Here is an 18,054-nt window from a genome sequence, read left to right as displayed (position 1 = left end):
CGCTCTGGCCGCCCGCCTCACCAATCCCGAGGCCAATTCTGTTGTCCAGGTTACAAATGAGTTACCCACTGCAATCGCTGAGTCTGCCCTTCGACGGGGATCTGTTTGCCTTCTTTGCTCCCCTGGCCCACCAGCCCTGGGCCATGCTGCTGGAGTCCGGCGGCACCGAGCATGTCGACAGCCGCTATCACCTGATCTGCGCCGACCCGCTGGCCACCCTGACCACCCAGGGGGAGATGACCCGCATTGACCGGCGCGGTGAGATCACGACGTCAAGCGAGGATCCCCTGGCGCTGGTGGCCCAGTGGCAGGCGCAGCTGTTGGGCACGCTGGATGACGCACCGACCGGCTGGCCCTTTAGCGGTGGCGCCATGGGGCTCTTTGGTTACGATCTGGGCCGGCGGTTTGAGCGCCTGCCCACGCTGGCCGCAGCCGATCTGCAGCTGCCCCAGCTGGCGGTGGGCATCTATGACTGGGCCTGGGTGCTGGACCCGCACGAGAAAGTGGCCCATCTGCTGGTGCGCGGCAGCCAGGCCGATCTGCAGCGCCGGCTGGCCTGGTGGCAGGCCCAGCAGGTGCGGCCGCAACCCGCGTTCAAGCTCACCGGCCCCTGGCAGGCCAACCTGAGTCAGGCCGAGTATGCCGAACGCTTCGCCCGGGTACAGGCCTACCTGCAGGCCGGCGATTGCTATCAGATCAACCTGACCCAACGCTTCGATGCCCCCTATGCGGGTGATGAATGGCAGGCCTATCAGGCATTAAGCCGGGTGAACCGCGCGCCCTTCAGCGCCTTCATCCGCCTGGGCGATGCGGCCGTGCTGAGCCTCTCCCCCGAGCGCTTCCTGCGCCTGGAAGGCAACCGCGTACAGACCAAGCCCATCAAGGGCACCCTGCCCCGGCATGCCGATCCCGACTTGGATGCCCAGGCCGCCGCGATCCTGTGCCAGAGCCCCAAGGACAGGGCGGAGAACCTGATGATCGTGGATCTGCTGCGCAACGACATAGGCCGGGTCTGCGTGCCCGGCTCGGTGGCGGTGCCCAGCCTGTTTGCCATCGAATCCTTCCCCGCGGTGCATCACCTGGTCTCCACCGTCACCGGCACCCTGATGGCCGGCTTGAGCGGCCTGGATCTGCTGCGGGCCTGCTTCCCCGGCGGCTCCATCACAGGCGCCCCCAAGATCCGCGCCATGGAAATCATCGAGGAGCTGGAGCCCCAGCGGCGCAACCTCTACTGCGGCAGCATCGGCTATCACAGCCAGGATGGCCGACTGGACTCCAGCATCTGCATCCGCACCCTGTTGGCCGAAGCCGGCCAGCTGCATGTCTGGGCCGGCGGCGGCATAGTGGCCGACTCCCAGGTGGAGTCTGAATATGCCGAGCTGTTTCATAAGCTGGGCAAGATACTGCCGGTGCTCTCGCCATGACGAACCACTGGCTGGCCCGCTATCTGCTGCGCCCCCAGAGCCAGCTGGGGGTGGCCCCCCGCTCCCAGGACAAACCGGCCGCCGTGCTGCTGCCCCTGCTGGAGCGGGAGGGTCAGCTGCAGCTGCTGTTGACCCGCCGCAGCCTGAGCTTGCGCCATCATCCGGGCCAGATCAGCTTCCCCGGTGGCCGCTTCGACCCGACCGATGGCGATCTGCGCACCACGGCCCTGCGGGAAACCCATGAGGAGCTGGGCATCCCTCCCGATGCGGTACGGCTGCTGGGCCAACTGCCGGGCTACCATACGGTGACCGGGTTTCATATCACTCCCTATCTGGGGCTGCTGGCCCCCGGCACCCGCTGGCAGGCCGCCAGCGGCGAGGTGGCGGAAGCCTTCACCCTGCCCCTCACCGATCTGCTGGATCCCGCCGCCTATGGCCGCTGGCGTTTTGTCCGCCATGGCCAGCTCACCAGTGCCTGGGGCATCAGCCTGCAGGGCCACCTCATCTGGGGCGCCACCGCCAGGATCTTGCAAGAGCTGGCTCGCCTCAGCGCAGAATGAATCTCTACTCTTTTAAAATCCACTGGCTCTTCACTCGATAAAAACTGTCACTTGCAGAATAATTACAGATGCCGGATCCTGGCGCGCCGTCTCAGCCCCTATCGAGGTCTTATGCTCAGCCTGTTTGATATCTTCAAGATCGGTATCGGCCCCTCCTCCTCCCATACCGTGGGGCCCATGAAGGCCGCCCACACCTTCATCGAGACGCTGCAGCAACGGGGACAACTGAACCAGATCACCCGCCTTGAGGCTCACCTGCACGGCTCCCTGGCCCTCACCGGCCGCGGTCACCACACGGATCAGGCCATCCTGATGGGGCTGGCCGGCTACCTGCCCGAGACGGTGGACACAGACGCCATGCCGGCCTTTCTGGCCCGGGTGAAGGAAGAGGGCGCCCTACCGCTGGCCCTGGGTGCCCACAAGATCCCCTTTGCGCCGACCGATCTGCAGTTTCATGCCCGGCCGCTACCGCGCCATGAGAACGGCCTGCGTCTGCAGGCCTTTGCCGGTGAACAGCTGCTCATGGAGCAGATCTACTACTCGGTGGGCGGTGGCTTCATCGTCACCGAACAAGAATTCGACCAGCCGCCGGCCCAGGGCCGGACTGTGCCCTACCCCTTCGACAGCGCCCAGGCCCTGCTGGATCACTGCCAGGCCCTGGGGGTCAGCATCGCCCACCTGATGCGGCAGAACGAGGCGAGTTTTCGGCCCGATGCCGACACCCAGGCCGGCTGTGAGCAGCTTTGGCAGGTGATGGCGGCCTGCATCCGTCGGGGCTGCCACACCGAAGGCCTGCTGCCCGGCCCCTTGAAGGTGGTGCGCCGCGCCGCCCCACTGTATCGCCACCTGCGCAGCGACACCGCCCTGACCCGGGATCCCATGGCGGTGGTGGATTGGGTGAACTGCTTCGCCCTGGCGGTGAGCGAGGAAAACGCCGCCGGCGGTCGCATGGTGACGGCCCCTACCAACGGTGCCGCCGGTATCATCCCGGCGGTGCTGGCCTATTACGACAAGTTCGTCCACCCCATGGAGCCGGAGCTGGCCTGTCGCTTCCTGTTGACGGCGGCGGCGGTCGGTCTGCTGTACAAGATGAACGCCTCCTTGTCGGGGGCCGAGGTGGGCTGTCAGGGGGAAGTGGGGGTGGCCTGCTCCATGGCGGCGGCGGGGCTCACCGAGATCATGGGCGGCAGCCCGGAGCAGGTCTGCCAGGCGGCGGAGATTGCCATGGAGCACAACCTGGGGTTGACCTGCGACCCGGTCGGTGGCCAGGTGCAGGTGCCCTGCATCGAGCGCAATGCCATCGCGGCGGTGAAGGCCATCAACGCCAGCCGCATGGCGGTGCGCCGCACCAGTGCCGCCCGGGTCAGCCTGGACAAGGTGATCGCCACCATGTACGACACCGGCAAAGACATGGACGCCAAGTACCGGGAGACCTCCCAGGGCGGCCTGGCGGCCAAGCTGGCAGACTGCGATTAACGCATCGGCAGCTGTATGTTCTCGAACAGCTGATCCACTTCGTAGTTGCTCTTCATGGCCAATGCCTTGTCCACCAGATCCCGGGTCAGATGGGGCGCGAAGCGCTCCATGAAGTCATACATGTAGCTGCGCAGGAAGATGCCGCGGCGGAAGCAGATCTTGGTGGTGCTGTGGGCAAACAGGTGACTGGCATCCAGCAGCACCAGATCCGTGTCCTTGTCCGGCTCCACCGCCATGGTGGCGATGACCCCTACCCCCAGCCCCAGCTTCACGTAAGTCTTGATCACGTCCGCATCGGTGGCGGTGAACACGATATGGGGCTCAAACCCCTCTCGGTTGAAGGCGGTATCCAGCTCGGAGCGGCCGGTAAAGCCAAAGGTGTAGGTCACCAGGGGATAGCGGGCCAGGTGGGCCACCGTCAGCCGATCCACCTTGGCCAGGGGATGCCCCTTGGGCACTATGACACAGCGGTTCCAGTGATAGCAGGGCAGCATCACCAGATCCTCGTACAGGTGCAGCGCCTCGGTGGCGATGGCAAAGTCGGAGGTGCCCTTGGCCACCGCATCGCTGATCTGGGACGGTGAGCCCTGATGCATGTGCAAGGAGACCTTGGGGTAGCGCTTCATGAAGTCCTGGATCACCCGTGGCAAGGCGTAGCGTGCCTGGGTGTGGGTGGTGGCGATGTTGAGGTTGCCCTGATCCGGATTGGTGTATTGCCCGGCCACCGACTTGATGCTCTCCACCTTGGCCAGGATCTCCTGGGCAATCTTGAGAATATCCCGGCCGGCCGGGGTGACCTGGGTCAGGTGTTTGCCGCTGCGCTCGAAGATCTGCACCCCCAGCTCATCCTCCAGCATGCGAACCTGCTTGCTGATACCGGGCTGGGAGGTATAGAGGCTCTCGGCGGTGGCGGAGACGTTGAGGCTGTGGTTGGCCACTTCGACAATGTAGCGTAGCTGTTGAAGTTTCATGTTTTTCCAGAATAAGGGCGCATGGCCTAATACTAACAAATAATGAGAAGCGCGCCTTAGGGAACAATCGACGTCGTTTGCTGCCGTCTACCAGTGACCCAGGGCACACTTCATCCTAAAGTTAGGTCAAGTGATGGCCCGGCCAAGCCAGGCCGGCTACCGCGTTCGCCAGGGATAAGGTAGTATCGATGGCAGTGCGTTTCTATTTAGGGAAGCTATTGAGGCAATTATGGTTTTAACACTTGTGCTCTTATCCATAGGCGCGCTGCTGTTTCTGATCATCGGCTACAACATAGTCCAGCAGTACAAGCAGAAACTCGAGGCGGATCGCCGCGCCCTGATGGCCAAGCAAAAGATCATCATCGAGGAGGCGGAGGAGATATTGCTCAACGCCAACCGGTTGCCCTTCAGCAAGACGCTGGTGCTCTTGATGCAGACCCGCATCCACGATGCCCTCAAGTCCATACTGCAAGCCGCCCCCGGCATGGACAGTGTGCGCCAGCGGCTGCAGGACGTGCAGGCCCAGATCAAGTACGTACAGGAAAACTACCAGTCCAACGACGAGAGCAGCTTCCGGGCGCCGGACTCGGATCAGCAGGCACTGCAGATGCTGCAGGTGGTGAAGAAGATCCGTGCCGTGGTGCGGGTGGAGCACAACAAGGGCAAGATAGACCCGCAGGCCTTCGTCACGGAAGACCGTCGGCTGGAGCTGATGCTGCTAAAGATCAACATCGCCAACCTGACCCAACGAGCTTTCGAGAGCCGGATGCAGCGGCAATTCGGCACCGCCAAACAGCTGCTCACCAAGGGCATCAGCGCCCTGGCCGCCATCCATGACAAGGATCCCTGGCTCATCGCCCGGGAGGACGAGATGCGCAATGCCCTGCGGGACATGAATCAGCAGATCGAAGAGGCCAGTCAGAAAGAGCGCAACGAGATGCAGGAAAAGAAGGACGATCTGGATGTCCTGTTCCAGCCCAAGAAGAAGTGGTGAACAGCTGCCCCACAACACAACGCCTCCTTCGGGAGGCGTTGTCGTTTAGGCCCTAGCGAACGGTTTAAGCGGCAGCACGAACACCGGCAACACCAGGGCGGCCATCACCATAAACACCAGACTGCCCAGGGTGGGGTAGCACCAGCCCACCAGGGCCGTCAGCACAGCGGTGAACATCCCCTGGGACAGGGCGGCATACAGGGTTTGTCCGGCGATGAGCTGCTCGCGTGGCAGCTGCTGGGTCAGATAACGGATGGCCGCCAGGTGGCTCACACAGAAGGTAAGACTATGCAGCAACTGGGCGCCAGCCAGCAGAGGCAGGCTGGTGGTGAGCCCCAGGGTGATCCAGCGCACCAGGCCGCCACCGGCCCCGATCAGCAGCATCTGCCCCGGCTGCAGGCGACGCAGAAGGCGTTTATCCAGAGCGAACATGCCGATCTCCGCCAACACTCCCAGCCCCCACAGGTAACCTATGGTGCCTTCGCTGTAGCCATTGGCCTTCCAGTAGATGGCGCTAAAGCCATAATAGGCGGCATGACTGCCTTGCAGCAGGCACATGATGAGCAGGAAGCGGCGAAAGGAGGCCTGCTTGAGCAGCCCCAACATACTGCCGCGCCTTGGCTGGCCCGGGCTCTCCTCCGGCATGGGGGACAAGGGCAGCCAGCTCAGCACACACAACAGCAGCAGCCCCAGCAGCATGACGTGCAGCACCCACTGAGCCCCACCCCAGCCGATGATAGCCCCCACCAGGCTGGAGCCGACGATAAAGGCCGCCGACCCCCACAGCCGCACCTTGCCGTAGTCCAGATTGACCTGAACTATCATGCGTGAGGCCAGGGCATCGCTCATGGGCAGCAGGGTGGGATAGATGAAGTTGGCCAGCAGCATCAGCAACAGCAGGGGCCAGAAGCTGTGGGTGAGATAAAACAGGGCGAAACTCAGCAGGCTCAAGATGGCCAGCACTCGCCCCAGCGGCAGCAGCTGCCGGGCATGGCGCACCTGGCCCATGATGGCCAGGTTACCGGGAAAGCGCACGGCCAGTCCCAGACCGATGAGCAGGCCAATCTGCTCCGGGCTCACCCCCACCGAGGCCAGCCACAAGGACCAGAAAGGCACATAGGCGCCATAGACGAAATAGAGGGCAAAGAAAAACAGCGAAAGCCAGGCAAAAGGACGCATCACAGACCGCCAGCGACAGAAAGGCCGCCAAGGTTAGCAGAAGCCGCTATGACTGTCAGCGCAGCCCTTACTTCAAGGCGAAGCCACGCCGCTTGAGGTAGTCAAACATGAAGGGTCTGGCCTCTTTGCTTAGAATTTTCTCCAGCTGATCGGTCCAGCCCCGCACCGGCCCCGTCTCCCCCCGGCCACGATAGTAGTGCGCCAGCAAGGCATCATAGGCGGCAAACTGGCAGGGATCCGGCGCCTGATACTGCTCTTCGTGCAGCACCAGCTGCAGCGGCAGGCGCGGCTTGAGATCCGGACTCTGAGCCGGATAGCCCAGGCAGAGGCCAAACAGGGGCACCACCAGCTCCGGCAGATCCAGCAACTGGCTGACCCCTTCCGGGTCATTGCGGATGGCGCCGATAAACACGCCCCCCAACCCCATGGACTCGGCGGCCAGCAAGGCATTTTGCCCCATGAGGCCGGCATCGATGGCCCCGATCAGCAGTTGCTCTATGTAGCCGGTCTTGGCCGTCGGCACCAGGCTGCGATGGCGGTGGAAGTCGATGCAAAACACCAGAAACTCTGCCGCACTAGCCACGTAGGCCTGTTCACCACACAGGCGCACCAGCTGATGACGCTTGGCCATATCCTTCACGCGTATCACGCTGACCGCCTGCAGGAAGCTGGAGCTGGAGGCGGACTGGGCCGCCAACAGGATCTGCTCCAGTTGCCCCGGGCTGATGGGCTGTTGGGCAAACTGCCGAATGGATCTATGGGCGCACATCAGTTCCACGACGGTGTTCATAATTGCTCTCCTCCTCCGGCCCTCGCGGGCTTAGAATGCAGCTCCAATAATGGATGTGGTATCCATGTTTTACAACGGGGATCCCGCCGCAAAAAAGTGAGCTTACCTATACTGGGGACATCAGCTCACAAGAGGAGAACGGCCGGTGAATGTTCTGATTTGTGATGACTCCGCCTTCGCCCGCAAGCAGTTAGCCCGTGCCCTGCCCGCCGACTGGCCCATCAAACTCCATCAGGCAGGTAATGGCCAGGAGGGGCTGGAGCAAATCTTGAGTGGCCATGGGGATCTGGTGTTTTTGGATCTCACCATGCCCATCATGGACGGCTATGAGGTGCTCAAGGCCCTGCAGGAGCAGGGGATCCGCAGCCGCGTCATCGTCGTCTCCGGTGATATTCAGCCCGCCGCCTACGAGACCGTCATGTCGTTAGGTGCCCTCGCCTTTATCCAGAAGCCCTGCTCCGCCGACAAGCTGCTGGGCCTGCTGCTGGAGCTGGGGGTCTATCAAAGCGGTGGCGGCATCCCGGAACAGGCCTCGCCCCTGGGGATGACTCTGGAGCTGCGGGACGTCTATCAGGAGTTGGCCAACGTGGCCATGGGGCAGGCCGCCGATCTGCTGGCCCGCCTGCTGGGCCAGTTTGTCATCCTGCCCATCCCCAATGTCAACGTGTTGGAGGTGAGCGAACTGCACATGGCCCTGAGTGCCGCCGCCGGCGAGGACACCCTGTCTGCGGTCTGCCAGGGCTTCATCGGTGCCGGCATCGCCGGCGAAGCCCTGGTGCTGTTTCACGACTCCAGCTTTGCCGATCTGGCCAAGCTGATGCGCCACCAGGGCCCCATCGACAAGGCGGTGGAACTGGAGCTGCTGATGGACATGTCCAACGTGCTGATCGGTGCCTTCCTGCGGGGCTTTGGCACCCAGCTGGACACCCCCTTCCACCAGGGCCAGCCTGTGGTACTGGGGCAGCACAGTGCCATTGACGATCTCATTCGCACCAACGCCACCCGCTGGCGGCGCACCCTGGCCATCGAGATCAACTACCGGATCCGCGATCACCGAGTGCAGTGCGATCTGCTGTTGCTGTTTACCGAGGAGTCGATCCGCTTCATGAACCACAAGATCGAGCACCTACTGTAAGGAGGCGTCATGGAGATTCGGGAATTTCATTGGCTGATGAGCATCATCCAGACCCTGGATGTGGGCCTGGTGGTGCTGGATCAGGAAGACAGGGTGCAGGTGTGGAACGGCTTCATGGAGAGCCACAGCGGCCGCTTGAGCCATGAGGTGAAGGATCAGGTCTTGTTCGATGCCTTTCCCGATCTCGACAGCGCCTGGCTCAGCCGCAAACTGACCATGGTCCGCACCCTCAACAACCGCGCCTTCATCAGCTGGGAGCAGCGCCCCTACCTGTTTCGCTTTGCCAACGGCCGGCCCATCACGGGACAGGCGGATCAGATGTACCAGAACGTCACCATCATGCCGCTGCCGGATTTCACCGGCCAGATCAGCCATCTGGCCCTGCTGATCTACGACGTCACAGATCTGGCTCTGGGTCAGCTGGCGCAGCAAGGCAGTGAGGTCCGATAACACAAAGGGCCGCAATTGCGGCCCTTTGACAGAGGTTCAGGCTAGCAGCATCAGGCCAGTGGCGACTCCGCCTGTTGCAGCAGGCGCTGCCACATCTGCATCACCAGTTTCTGATCCTTGTCAGAGAGCTCACCGCTGATGCAGGCCTCCTGCAGCCCAGCCAGCACCCTGTGTTTCACATCCCTGATGTGATTACGCCCGTCAATTTCACAATGGGCCACCGCCAACGAGATGTGCCCGCGGAGATAACCGCTGGCAAACAACTCATCGGCCGTACCCGTGCTGACCAGGGCATCAATCAAGTCCAGTAGCACGCGTTCAAATTCAAATATGGTTTTCATAGACACCAGATGGCAGGGGGCTGGATAAACCCCGCGAGGTCTTTGCTACGCCTTGTCGGCAACCGGCCCCGGGTAGGGGCGCGCAGATCCTGCCTTAAGCGACCGCCTTTGGCTAGTGTTCTTCGCCGCCTACAGATTATTTTTTGCGCCCCCTTTCCGGAACAAAACAACTGGCTAAGATAGCCACCTATCGCCCTTTCACAGGATACTCAACCTCATGCTATTGGACTGGATACAAGATCCCTCGGCCTGGATGGCCCTAGCCACCCTCACCCTGCTGGAGATAGTGCTGGGCATCGACAACATCATCTTCATCAGCATACTGGTGGGCCGTCTGCCCGCCGCGCAGCGCCAGCGGGCGCGACTGCTGGGGTTGGCTGGCGCCATGCTCACCCGGATCGCCTTACTGCTCTCCCTGGCCTGGGTGATGCGGCTCACCAGTCCCCTGTTTAGTCTGGCAGGTGAAGCCATCTCTGGCCGGGACCTCATCTTGCTGCTGGGGGGCCTGTTCCTGCTGGCCAAGAGTACCCATGAGATCCACCACAGCCTGGAAGAGCCGCACGGCGAGGAGACCTCTCCATCAAAGGTGCACAGTGGTTTTTGGGCCACCCTGGTGCAGATTGCCTTACTGGATATCGTCTTTAGCCTGGACTCGGTGATCACAGCCGTTGGGATGGCTGACCACGTGCCTGTGATGGTGCTGGCCATCGTCATCGCTGTGGGCGTCATGATGTTTGCCGCCCGCCCCATTGGCGACTTTGTCGAACGGCATCCCACCATCAAGATGCTGGCCTTGGCTTTTTTGATCCTCATCGGCGTGGCCCTGATGGCCGAAGGGCTGGATCTGCATATTCCCAAGGGTTACATCTACTTCGCCATGGCCTTCTCCTTGGGGGTGGAGATGCTCAATCTTCGCCTGCGCAAGGCCAAAGTCAGTTAGCCCAGAAAAAAAGAAGGCCGTGCAATGCACGGCCTTTTTGTCGGTTCACGCCTCAGCGCAGCTGCGGCGTCTGGGTCTGTACCCCCAGATTCTGCGCCCGGTGACGCAGCAGGTGGTCCATCAGCACCAGGGCCAGCATGGCCTCGGCAATGGGCACGGCGCGGATCCCCACGCAGGGGTCGTGGCGGCCGCGGGTCACCATCTCCTGGGCATGCCCCTCCTTGTCGATGGTGCGCCCTGGCACCATGATGCTGGAGGTGGGCTTCAACGCCAGGCTGGCACTGATGGTCTGGCCGGTGGAGATACCCCCCAGGATGCCGCCGGCATGGTTGCTCACAAAGCCGTCCGGCGTCATCTCGTCCCTGTGTTGGGAGCCGCGCTGCTCCACCACCGCGAAACCATCGCCGATCTCCACCGCCTTGACCGCATTGATGCCCATCAGGGCATGGGCGATGTCCGCATCCAGCCTGTCGAACACGGGTTCCCCCAGCCCTACCGGCACGTTTTCGGCCACCACCCTGAGCTTGGCACCGATGGAGTCACCCTCTTTCTTCAGATCCCGCATGAAGGCGTCCAGCGCCTCCAGCTTGGAGGCATCGGCAAAGAAGAAGTCGTTGCGGTTGATGATGTCCTTGTCCACCTGCTCGCCCTTGATGGAGCCCAGCTGCTCCAGGTAGCCGTAGATCTCGATACCATGCACCTGCTTGAGGTACTTCTTGGCGATGGCCCCGGCGGCGACCCGCATGGCGGTCTCCCGCGCGGAGGAGCGGCCGCCTCCCCGGTAGTCGCGGATGCCGTACTTCTGGTGATAGGTGTAATCAGCGTGCCCGGGGCGGAACAAGTCCTTGATATCACCGTAATCCTTGGAGCGCTGATCGGTGTTTTCGATGAGCAGGCCGATGGAGGTGCCTGTGGTCTGGCCCTCGAAGACCCCGGAGAGGATCTTCACCTTGTCCTCCTCCCGGCGCTGGGTGGTGAAACGGGAGGTGCCCGGCTTACGCCGATCCAGATCCCCCTGCAGATCCTCTTCGCTCAGTGCCAGCCCGGGCGGGCAGCCATCCACCACGGCGCCCAGGGCCAGACCATGACTCTCACCGAAGGTGGTGATACGAAAGAGGTGTCCGAAGCTGTTCCCTGCCATAAGTTCCTCAAGAAGGTTCGGTTACAAAAAGATCCCGGTGAGCCAGCAGCTGTGCCTTGGTCAGCACGAAGACGCCGTGGCCACCCTGTTCAAATTCCACCCAGGTGAAGGGCACCTGGGGATATTGGGCACTCAGGTGCACCTGACTGTTGCCCACCTCCACCACCAGCAGGCCGTCGTCGGTGAGAAAATCGGCCGCCCGCGCCAGGATCTGCCGGGTCAAGTCCAGACCATCGAAGCCGGAGGCCAGCGCCAGTTCGGGTTCATGATGGAACTCGTCCGGCAGATCCGCCATGTCTTCCTCGTCCACGTAGGGCGGGTTGGAGACGATGAGATCGTACTGATCTCCCGCCGGCAACGCCTGCCAGACGTCCGACACAATGGGGATGACCCGCTCTTCCAGACCGTGGTGCTGGATGTTGATCTCCGCCACGTTCAGGGCATCCACCGAGATATCCAGGGCATCCACCTCCGCCTCGGGGAAGGCATAGGCCAGGGCGATGGCGATGCAGCCAGAGCCGGTGCACAGGTCCATGATGCGGCGCGGTTCGCCCTGCAGCCAGGGCGTAAAGCGCTGGGCGATAAGCTCGGCAATGGGTGAACGCGGCACTATGACCCGCTCGTCCACATAAAATTCCAGGCCGGCAAACCAGGCCTTGTTGGTGAGATACGGCGCCGGCAACCGCTCCTCCACCCGACGCGCCACCAGCTCGGCCAGCAACTGTCGTTCGCTGCGGGTCAGGCGGGCCGCCTTGATGTCATCGGAGATGAAGGGCGGCAGGTGCAAGGAGGGCAGCATCAGCTGGACCGCTTCGTCCCAGCCATTGTCGGTGCCATGACCGTAAAACAGGCCGGCCTCGTTGAAGCAGCTCACCGCCCAGCGCATCATGTCGTTGACGGTGCGCAGCTCGCTGACTGCCTCGTCGATGAATAACTTGTCCAAAACCGCCTCCGGGTCGAGTAAACTTGCCGGCATATGCCGAGCCAATAACAGCCAGATACCTGATTAATGAAGAAAAAAGACGAACTCGATGAACAGGACAAGGCGCTGTTTCGCGAGGCCGCCCAGGGTACCCGCCGAATAAAGCAGGATACCATAAGTCCCACCTATCGCTCGGTCAAGCAGAAAGCTCTGGCCCGCCAGCAGCGAGAGGATCTGGGGCTGGCCCACCCCTTCTCCGACAGTTTCGAGCCCCATCTGAGCGATGACGGCCCCATGCGCTATGTGCGGGGGGATGTCTCCAGCTTTGAGGCCAAGCGGCTGCGCCGGGGCGACTATGTGCCGGACATGCTGCTGGATCTCCACGGCCTCACCCAGCAGCAGGCCAAGCTGGAGCTGGCCGCCCTGCTGGAGGCCTGCCGCCGGCAGCACATCCGCTGTGCCTGCGTCATGCATGGCCACGGCAAGCATATCCTCAAGCAGCGGGTGCCCATGTGGCTGGCCCAGCACCCGGATGTGATGGCCTTTCACCAGGCGCCCAAGGAGTGGGGTGGCGATTCGGCCCTGCTGGTGCTGATCGAACTGGCGCCCTAGCGGCCGCCAGCCTCGCTGTCGGCACGCCTGTGTGCCTGCAGCAAGAGATTGCGCGGCGTCAGCGGACGCTCGCAAAACTCCCCCAGGCTCACCACATAGCCCTGCTCCTCCAGATACAGGGCGTAGTCCAGTACCAGCCAGAGCTCCACCGGACGCCGAAACAGCCCCAACACCAGCTCCATGCGCAGCACCTGGGCCAGCCTCTCCTGAGCCTGCTGCTGATAAGGGGCCAGATCCAGCGGCGCCGGCAGGATCAGCCCCTTGGTCTGAGCCGCCCAGTCGATAAAGGCCGTCAGATCACCGACCAGCAGCCCCTTGGCAATGGAGGGTAAGGGCAGGTAGCTGTTCTCCCCTCGCAAGTCGCGCTGCAGGGCATCGAAGGTGAGCCGCCAGCTGAGCTCCTGCCAGCGCAGCCGCCGCACCCGGGCGCCGGCCGTCACCGTCTCCTGCAGCGGCAATTGCAACAGGCGGCGGTTTAGCGGCAGACCGCTGGCCTGCGCCGCCTGGCTCAGGGGCTGATAGTGCTCATGGGCATGCTTGTGATAGCAGCAGGGCGCCAGGCTCAGGCTGGCCACCTGCTGGGCCGCCCCCTGCCGTATCAGGTGGCGGTGCAGATCGCCGCAAGCATGCAGCGCCACCGCCTGCCGGGCACCGGCGAGCCAGCCAGTGGCCTCGGCGGCCATGACATCCTGCTGCACCGCCTGTTGGGGCAAGCCCGTCGACAGCTGACGGGCGGCCAGACACAGTTCGGCATCCCATTCCAGACTCACCACGCTATGCCCCTGGCGCGCCAGCAAGCGACCCAGGTGCCCTTTGCCGGCACACCACTCCAGCAGGTGCCCAGGCCCGCGCCCAGCCGCCAGCCCCAGTTGCTGGGCAAACGCCCAGATCTGCGACCACTTGCGCCCGGGAACATGAGCCGGCGCCGGCGGCGGCAACGTACTCGGCAGTCTGGGCAAGTGGCACAAGGCAGCCAGCTCGCTCGCCTCCGGCACCAGGGGCCATAACAGTGCTGCACGCGCCGCCTCATCCTGCTCCAGTGCCTGCAAGTCCGGCAGTGCCAAGGCCGCCAGCGCTTCACATAAGGCCGGATGGGTTTGCCACCAGGGCAGACGCAAATGATGAAATGGCTGAACCTGCCACAGGGGCTGGGTGTGCCGCAGTAGGCCATCGAGGGCAGAAAAACGTGACAGCAAGATCGACTCCCGAAAAAGAGGATGTCGAGTCTAGGGGCTCTGCGAAATAAGCACCAGAGGGTGGTCAGGCCGGCGCATAAAAATAAGGCCAGTCCGATGGGACTGGCCTTAGGGTCAGCAAGAAAACGCCCTACAGACGGATACCCAGAGACTGGCGCAGGTAGGCACCGGCCCCCAACAGCCCCGGATGAGCGTGAGTAATGAGATAAACAGGGATGTCCTTGAGATAGGACTGGAAGCGGCCCTTGTCCTCGAAGGCCACCCGGAAGCCGGATGACTTAAAGAAGTCGAGGAAGCGCGGCACTATGCCACCGGCGATGTAGACGCCACCGAAGGTGCCCATGTTCAAGGCCAGGTTGCCGCCAAAACGGCCCATCAGCACACAGAACAGGCTCAGCGCCCGGCGGCAGTCGGTACATTCGTCCGCCAGGGCCCGCTCGGTGACATCCTTGGGCTGCAGATCCTCGGGCTCACGGCCGTCAGCCTTGACCAGGGCGCGGTACAGGTTGACGAGACCCGGGCCGGAGAGCAGACGCTCGGCGGAGACATGGCCCAAGTCATGACGCATCACCTGCAGCACCGCATCTTCTTCTTCACAGTTGGAGGCGAAGTCCACGTGACCACCCTCACCCGGCAGGCTCAGCCATTGACTGCCGGTATGCACCAGGTGGGCAACCCCCAGGCCAGTACCGGCGCCATACACGGCAATCGGCTTGCCCGCCTGGGCATCACTACCACCAAATTGCAGCTTGTCCTCATCTTCCAGCACCGGGATGGCCATGGAGACGGCGGTAAAGTCGTTGATAATTTCCAGATGCTGCAGCCCCAGGTTGGCCTTCATCTCAGCAATGGAGAACTCCCAGGTGTGGTTGGTCATCGTCACCCAATCCCCCTTGATGGGACAGGCAATGGCGATGCAGGCATCATCTACCTGAGCGTTATGTTCTTCCAGATAGAGACGCACCACCGCCTCCAGGCTGGGATGCTCAAGACCGGAATAGGTCTTAGCTTGTGAAATGTCGCCAGTGGTCATGTCACACAATGCCAGGCGCGCATTGGTACCGCCGACGTCCCCTACCAGGGCAAAACTCGCCATAAACAACTCCTTACTGACCAAAATGAAATGCCGGATATTCTCGTTATTGTGGGGGCCGATTTTACCTGCTGACGGCCAGCAGAAATACTACCGGGATCACAGCCAGATCAATAAATGGTGAGATTGTAGTTGTTTTATTACAAAACCCTGCCTCCCCGGACAATAATCTGCTAGATTTAGCCTGATGTAAGTAATTTTAAGACAGGCCGCACAGTTTTTTGTCCGGCCTGTGCTGTTAGCCTGCAAATGGGTATAGGCTGTCAAGTCAATAAGTTAGCAACGCTAGCGGTCTGTTTGCCCTCAGCTAACCCAAACCTGTCTCTGAGTATTTCGTATGAATACGTTGGAAAAAATCAGTAAGTATCTGGATAGTTTCAGCAAATCTGAACGTAAGGTGGCCGAGGTGATCATGGCCTCGCCCCAGACCGCCATTCACTCCAGCATTGCGGCGCTGGCCAAGATGGCGGATGTGAGCGAGCCCACCGTCAACCGCTTCTGCCGCCGCCTGGACACCAAGGGTTTCCCTGACTTCAAGCTGCACCTGGCGCAAAGCCTGGCCAACGGCACCCCTTACGTGAACCTGCACGTGGAAGAGGACGATACGCCCGAGGCCTACACCGCCAAGATCTTCGAGTCCACCATGGCCTGCCTGGATGTGGCCAAGAACAGCCTGGATACCCAAACGGTCAATCGTTGCGTGGATCTGCTGACCCAATCGAAGAAAATTTCTTTCTTTGGACTGGGTGCCTCTTCCTCGGTGGCCCACGATGCCCTGAATAAGTTTTTCCGCTTCAACATCCCGGTGGCCTGCTTTGACGACATCATCATGATGCGCATGGCCTGCATCAATTGCAGTGAAGGGGATGTGGTGGTGGTGATCTCCCACACGGGACGCACCAAGGCGCTGGTGGAGATTGCCGCTCTGGCGCGACACAACGATGCCACCGTCATCGGCATCACCGCCAAGGACTCCCCCCTGGCCCGTGAATGCAGCCTGGTGCTCTCCATGGATGTGCCGGAAGATACCGATGTCTATCTGCCCATGGCGTCGCGCATCGCCCAGCTGACGCTGATCGATGTGCTGGCCACAGGATTCACTCTGCGCCGCGGCCTCAAGTTCCGAGAAAACCTGAAAAAAGTCAAAGAGGGCATCAAAGATTCCCGCTTTGAGAGCTTTCACCAATGAAGTAAAAAACGCCTCCTTCGGGAGGCGTTTTTTCTCCCTCCCCCGCGGTATCGCAAGCCGGGGCCTTCGTGTAGAATCCGCCTATTCGTTACGGTTTTTAACATTGCGCAGTAATGGTGTAACTCTGGGTAATGCCCGCACCTGTCGCTCATGCCGTCTCTGATTTTCATGCTCATACAACCTTTACTCTGGAGTGAAAGATGTTAAGACGCACTAAGATCGTGACCACGCTAGGTCCAGCCACCGACCGTGAGGGTGTTCTGGAGAACATCATCAAGGCCGGTGCCAACATGGTTCGCATGAACTTCTCCCACGGCGCCGCCGAAGACCATATTGCCCGGGCCAATCAGGTTCGGGAGCTGGCCGCCAAGCTGGGTCGCCATGTGGCCATTCTGGGGGATCTGCAAGGCCCCAAGATCCGCGTCTCCACCTTCAAGGACGGCAAGATTTACCTGACCCTGGGCGACAAGTTCATCCTGGACGCCAACCTGGGCAAGGGCGAAGGGGATCAGCAACAGGTCGGCATCGACTACAAGCAGCTGCCGGAGGATGTAGTTCCCGGTGATGTGCTGCTGCTGGATGATGGCCGCGTACAACTGCAAGTTGAGCGGGTGGAAGGCAGTCGCATCTTCACCTGTGTGACCGTGGCCGGCCCCCTGTCCAACAACAAGGGCATCAACAAGAAGGGTGGTGGCTTGTCCGCCCCGGCCCTGACCGACAAGGATAAGGAAGACATCAAGACCGCCGCCGCCATGGCGGTGGACTACTTGGCGGTCTCCTTCCCCCGCTCCGGTGCCGATCTTAACTATGCCCGTGAGCTGGCCCGCGAAGCCGGTTGTAACGCCAAGATTGTCGCCAAGGTGGAACGTGCCGAAACCGTGACCTCCGATGAAGCCATGGAAGATGTGATCCTGGCCTCCGACGTGGTGATGGTGGCCCGGGGCGACCTGGGGGTCGAAATCGGTGATTCCGAGCTGATGGGGGTGCAGAAGAAGTTGATCCGCACCGCGCGTCGCTTGAACCGTGTGGTGATCACCGCCACCCAGATGATGGAGTCCATGATCAAGGCGCCGCTGCCCACCCGTGCCGAGGTGATGGACGTGGCCAACGCCGTGCTGGACGGAACCGATGCGGTCATGCTCTCCGCCGAAACCGCCGCCGGCGACTTCCCGGTCGAGACCGTCAATGCCATGGCCAACGTCTGCCTGGGTGCCGAAAAGCACCCCAGCGTCAACGTCTCCAACCACCGCATGAACTACACCTTCAACTCCATCGAGGAGTGTGTGGCCATGAGCGCCATGTATGCCGCCAACCACATGGCCGGCATCAAGGGTATCGTCACCATGACGGAATCCGGTACCACGCCCTTGCTGATGTCCCGCCTGAGTTCTGGTCTGCCGATTTTTGCCATGTCCCGCCATCAGCAGACCCTCAACTGGGCCAGCCTGTACCGCGGCGTCACGCCGGTATTCTACGATGGCGATGACAGCCTGCCGGTGCTGCAGTTCTGTCTGGACGCCTTGAACGTGCTCAAGGAAAAGGGCTATGTCAAAGCCGGGGATCTGGTGATCGTCACCCACGGTGACAAACTGGAAACCACTGGCAGCACCAATACCTGCAAGCTGATCACCGTCGAGTGAT

The 18,054-nt window shown here is 61.8% G+C and carries 18 protein-coding genes; 10 read left to right on the top strand and 8 right to left on the bottom strand.

Annotated features, from left to right (window positions below; all coding sequences use genetic code 11):
* Positions 1 to 56: 56 nt before the first annotated feature.
* The 3 genes from pabB to ABD847_RS04265 all read left to right on the top strand — a co-directional run bounded on the left by pabB (position 57) and on the right by ABD847_RS04265 (position 3,460).
* The gene (pabB, locus tag ABD847_RS04275; RefSeq protein WP_345010409.1) at positions 57 to 1,424 is read left to right on the top strand and encodes an aminodeoxychorismate synthase component I; all 1,368 of its coding nucleotides are present in this window, start codon (positions 57 to 59) and stop codon (positions 1,422 to 1,424) included.
* Positions 1,421 to 1,984 carry a CoA pyrophosphatase gene (locus ABD847_RS04270; RefSeq protein WP_345010407.1) on the top strand — a complete coding sequence of 188 codons (564 nt, stop codon included), beginning with the start codon at positions 1,421 to 1,423 and terminating at the stop codon, positions 1,982 to 1,984. Before pabB ends, ABD847_RS04270 begins: the two co-directional genes overlap by 4 nt.
* A gap of 111 nt (positions 1,985 to 2,095) precedes the next feature.
* Positions 2,096 to 3,460, top strand: coding sequence for an L-serine ammonia-lyase (locus ABD847_RS04265; protein ID WP_345010405.1), 1,365 nt, complete (start codon positions 2,096 to 2,098; stop codon positions 3,458 to 3,460).
* Here ABD847_RS04265 and cysB read toward each other — a convergent pair.
* Positions 3,457 to 4,431 (bottom strand): HTH-type transcriptional regulator CysB, encoded by a 975-nt coding sequence (gene cysB / locus ABD847_RS04260; RefSeq protein WP_345010403.1) that lies wholly within the window; start codon positions 4,429 to 4,431, stop codon positions 3,457 to 3,459. The two genes, ABD847_RS04265 and cysB, sit on opposite strands and share 4 nt — an antisense overlap.
* Positions 4,432 to 4,660: 229 nt before the next feature.
* Here cysB and ABD847_RS04255 point away from each other — a divergent pair, with 229 nt between their 5' ends.
* The gene (locus ABD847_RS04255) at positions 4,661 to 5,425 is read left to right on the top strand and encodes a DNA repair protein (RefSeq protein WP_345010400.1); all 765 of its coding nucleotides are present in this window, start codon (positions 4,661 to 4,663) and stop codon (positions 5,423 to 5,425) included.
* Between the two features lie 45 nt (positions 5,426 to 5,470).
* On the opposite strand, the gene ABD847_RS04250 is transcribed toward ABD847_RS04255, so the two are convergent.
* A complete protein-coding gene (locus ABD847_RS04250; protein ID WP_345010398.1) occupies positions 5,471 to 6,604 on the bottom strand; it encodes a 3-phenylpropionate MFS transporter in 1,134 nt (377 codons plus the stop codon).
* 67 nt (positions 6,605 to 6,671) lie between these two features.
* Entirely contained in the window at positions 6,672 to 7,394 is a 723-nt protein-coding gene (gene nfsA, locus ABD847_RS04245; RefSeq protein ID WP_345010396.1) for an oxygen-insensitive NADPH nitroreductase, read from the bottom strand.
* Between the two features lie 145 nt (positions 7,395 to 7,539).
* Between nfsA and ABD847_RS04240 the strand changes: the two genes are divergently transcribed.
* Positions 7,540 to 8,529: a response regulator gene (locus ABD847_RS04240; RefSeq protein ID WP_345010394.1), complete on the top strand. Its 990-nt coding sequence runs from the start codon at positions 7,540 to 7,542 to the stop codon at positions 8,527 to 8,529.
* 9 nt (positions 8,530 to 8,538) lie between these two features.
* Entirely contained in the window at positions 8,539 to 8,979 is a 441-nt protein-coding gene (locus ABD847_RS04235) for a PAS domain-containing protein (RefSeq protein ID WP_345010392.1), read from the top strand.
* Positions 8,980 to 9,029: 50 nt separating this feature from the next.
* Here the strand turns inward: ABD847_RS04235 and ABD847_RS04230 are convergent, their stop codons facing one another.
* Complete coding sequence (locus tag ABD847_RS04230; RefSeq protein WP_345010389.1) at positions 9,030 to 9,320, bottom strand: YfcL family protein; 291 nt, start codon at positions 9,318 to 9,320, stop codon at positions 9,030 to 9,032.
* Positions 9,321 to 9,537: 217 nt separating this feature from the next.
* On the opposite strand from ABD847_RS04230, the gene ABD847_RS04225 reads away from it, so the two are divergent.
* Entirely contained in the window at positions 9,538 to 10,260 is a 723-nt protein-coding gene (locus tag ABD847_RS04225) for a TerC family protein (protein WP_345010387.1), read from the top strand.
* A 52-nt stretch (positions 10,261 to 10,312) separates the two neighbouring features.
* Here ABD847_RS04225 and aroC read toward each other — a convergent pair whose 3' ends face one another.
* Entirely contained in the window at positions 10,313 to 11,401 is a 1,089-nt protein-coding gene (gene aroC / locus ABD847_RS04220; protein ID WP_345010385.1) for a chorismate synthase, read from the bottom strand.
* 7 nt (positions 11,402 to 11,408) lie between these two features.
* Positions 11,409 to 12,344, bottom strand: coding sequence for a 50S ribosomal protein L3 N(5)-glutamine methyltransferase (gene prmB, locus ABD847_RS04215; protein WP_345010382.1), 936 nt, complete (start codon positions 12,342 to 12,344; stop codon positions 11,409 to 11,411).
* Positions 12,345 to 12,410: 66 nt separating this feature from the next.
* Here prmB and smrB point away from each other — a divergent pair, with 66 nt between their 5' ends.
* Entirely contained in the window at positions 12,411 to 12,935 is a 525-nt protein-coding gene (gene smrB, locus ABD847_RS04210; protein WP_345010380.1) for an endonuclease SmrB, read from the top strand.
* Here smrB and ABD847_RS04205 read toward each other — a convergent pair.
* Together ABD847_RS04205 and glk are read right to left on the bottom strand one after the other, a co-directional pair.
* Positions 12,932 to 14,131 carry a methyltransferase gene (locus tag ABD847_RS04205; protein ID WP_345010377.1) on the bottom strand — a complete coding sequence of 400 codons (1,200 nt, stop codon included), beginning with the start codon at positions 14,129 to 14,131 and terminating at the stop codon, positions 12,932 to 12,934. The two genes, smrB and ABD847_RS04205, sit on opposite strands and share 4 nt — an antisense overlap.
* A gap of 130 nt (positions 14,132 to 14,261) precedes the next feature.
* Positions 14,262 to 15,227: a glucokinase gene (gene glk, locus ABD847_RS04200; protein WP_345010375.1), complete on the bottom strand. Its 966-nt coding sequence runs from the start codon at positions 15,225 to 15,227 to the stop codon at positions 14,262 to 14,264.
* A gap of 334 nt (positions 15,228 to 15,561) precedes the next feature.
* Here glk and ABD847_RS04195 point away from each other — a divergent pair, with 334 nt between their 5' ends.
* Complete coding sequence (locus tag ABD847_RS04195) at positions 15,562 to 16,413, top strand: MurR/RpiR family transcriptional regulator (protein ID WP_345010372.1); 852 nt, start codon at positions 15,562 to 15,564, stop codon at positions 16,411 to 16,413.
* 200 nt (positions 16,414 to 16,613) lie between these two features.
* Entirely contained in the window at positions 16,614 to 18,053 is a 1,440-nt protein-coding gene (pyk, locus tag ABD847_RS04190) for a pyruvate kinase (RefSeq protein WP_345010370.1), read from the top strand.
* Position 18,054 lies beyond the last annotated feature (1 nt).

This window comes from Pseudaeromonas paramecii, assembly GCF_039540575.1.
Taxonomy (GTDB): domain Bacteria; phylum Pseudomonadota; class Gammaproteobacteria; order Enterobacterales; family Aeromonadaceae; genus Pseudaeromonas; species Pseudaeromonas paramecii.
This window is presented reverse-complemented; position numbering and strand designations above follow the sequence as displayed.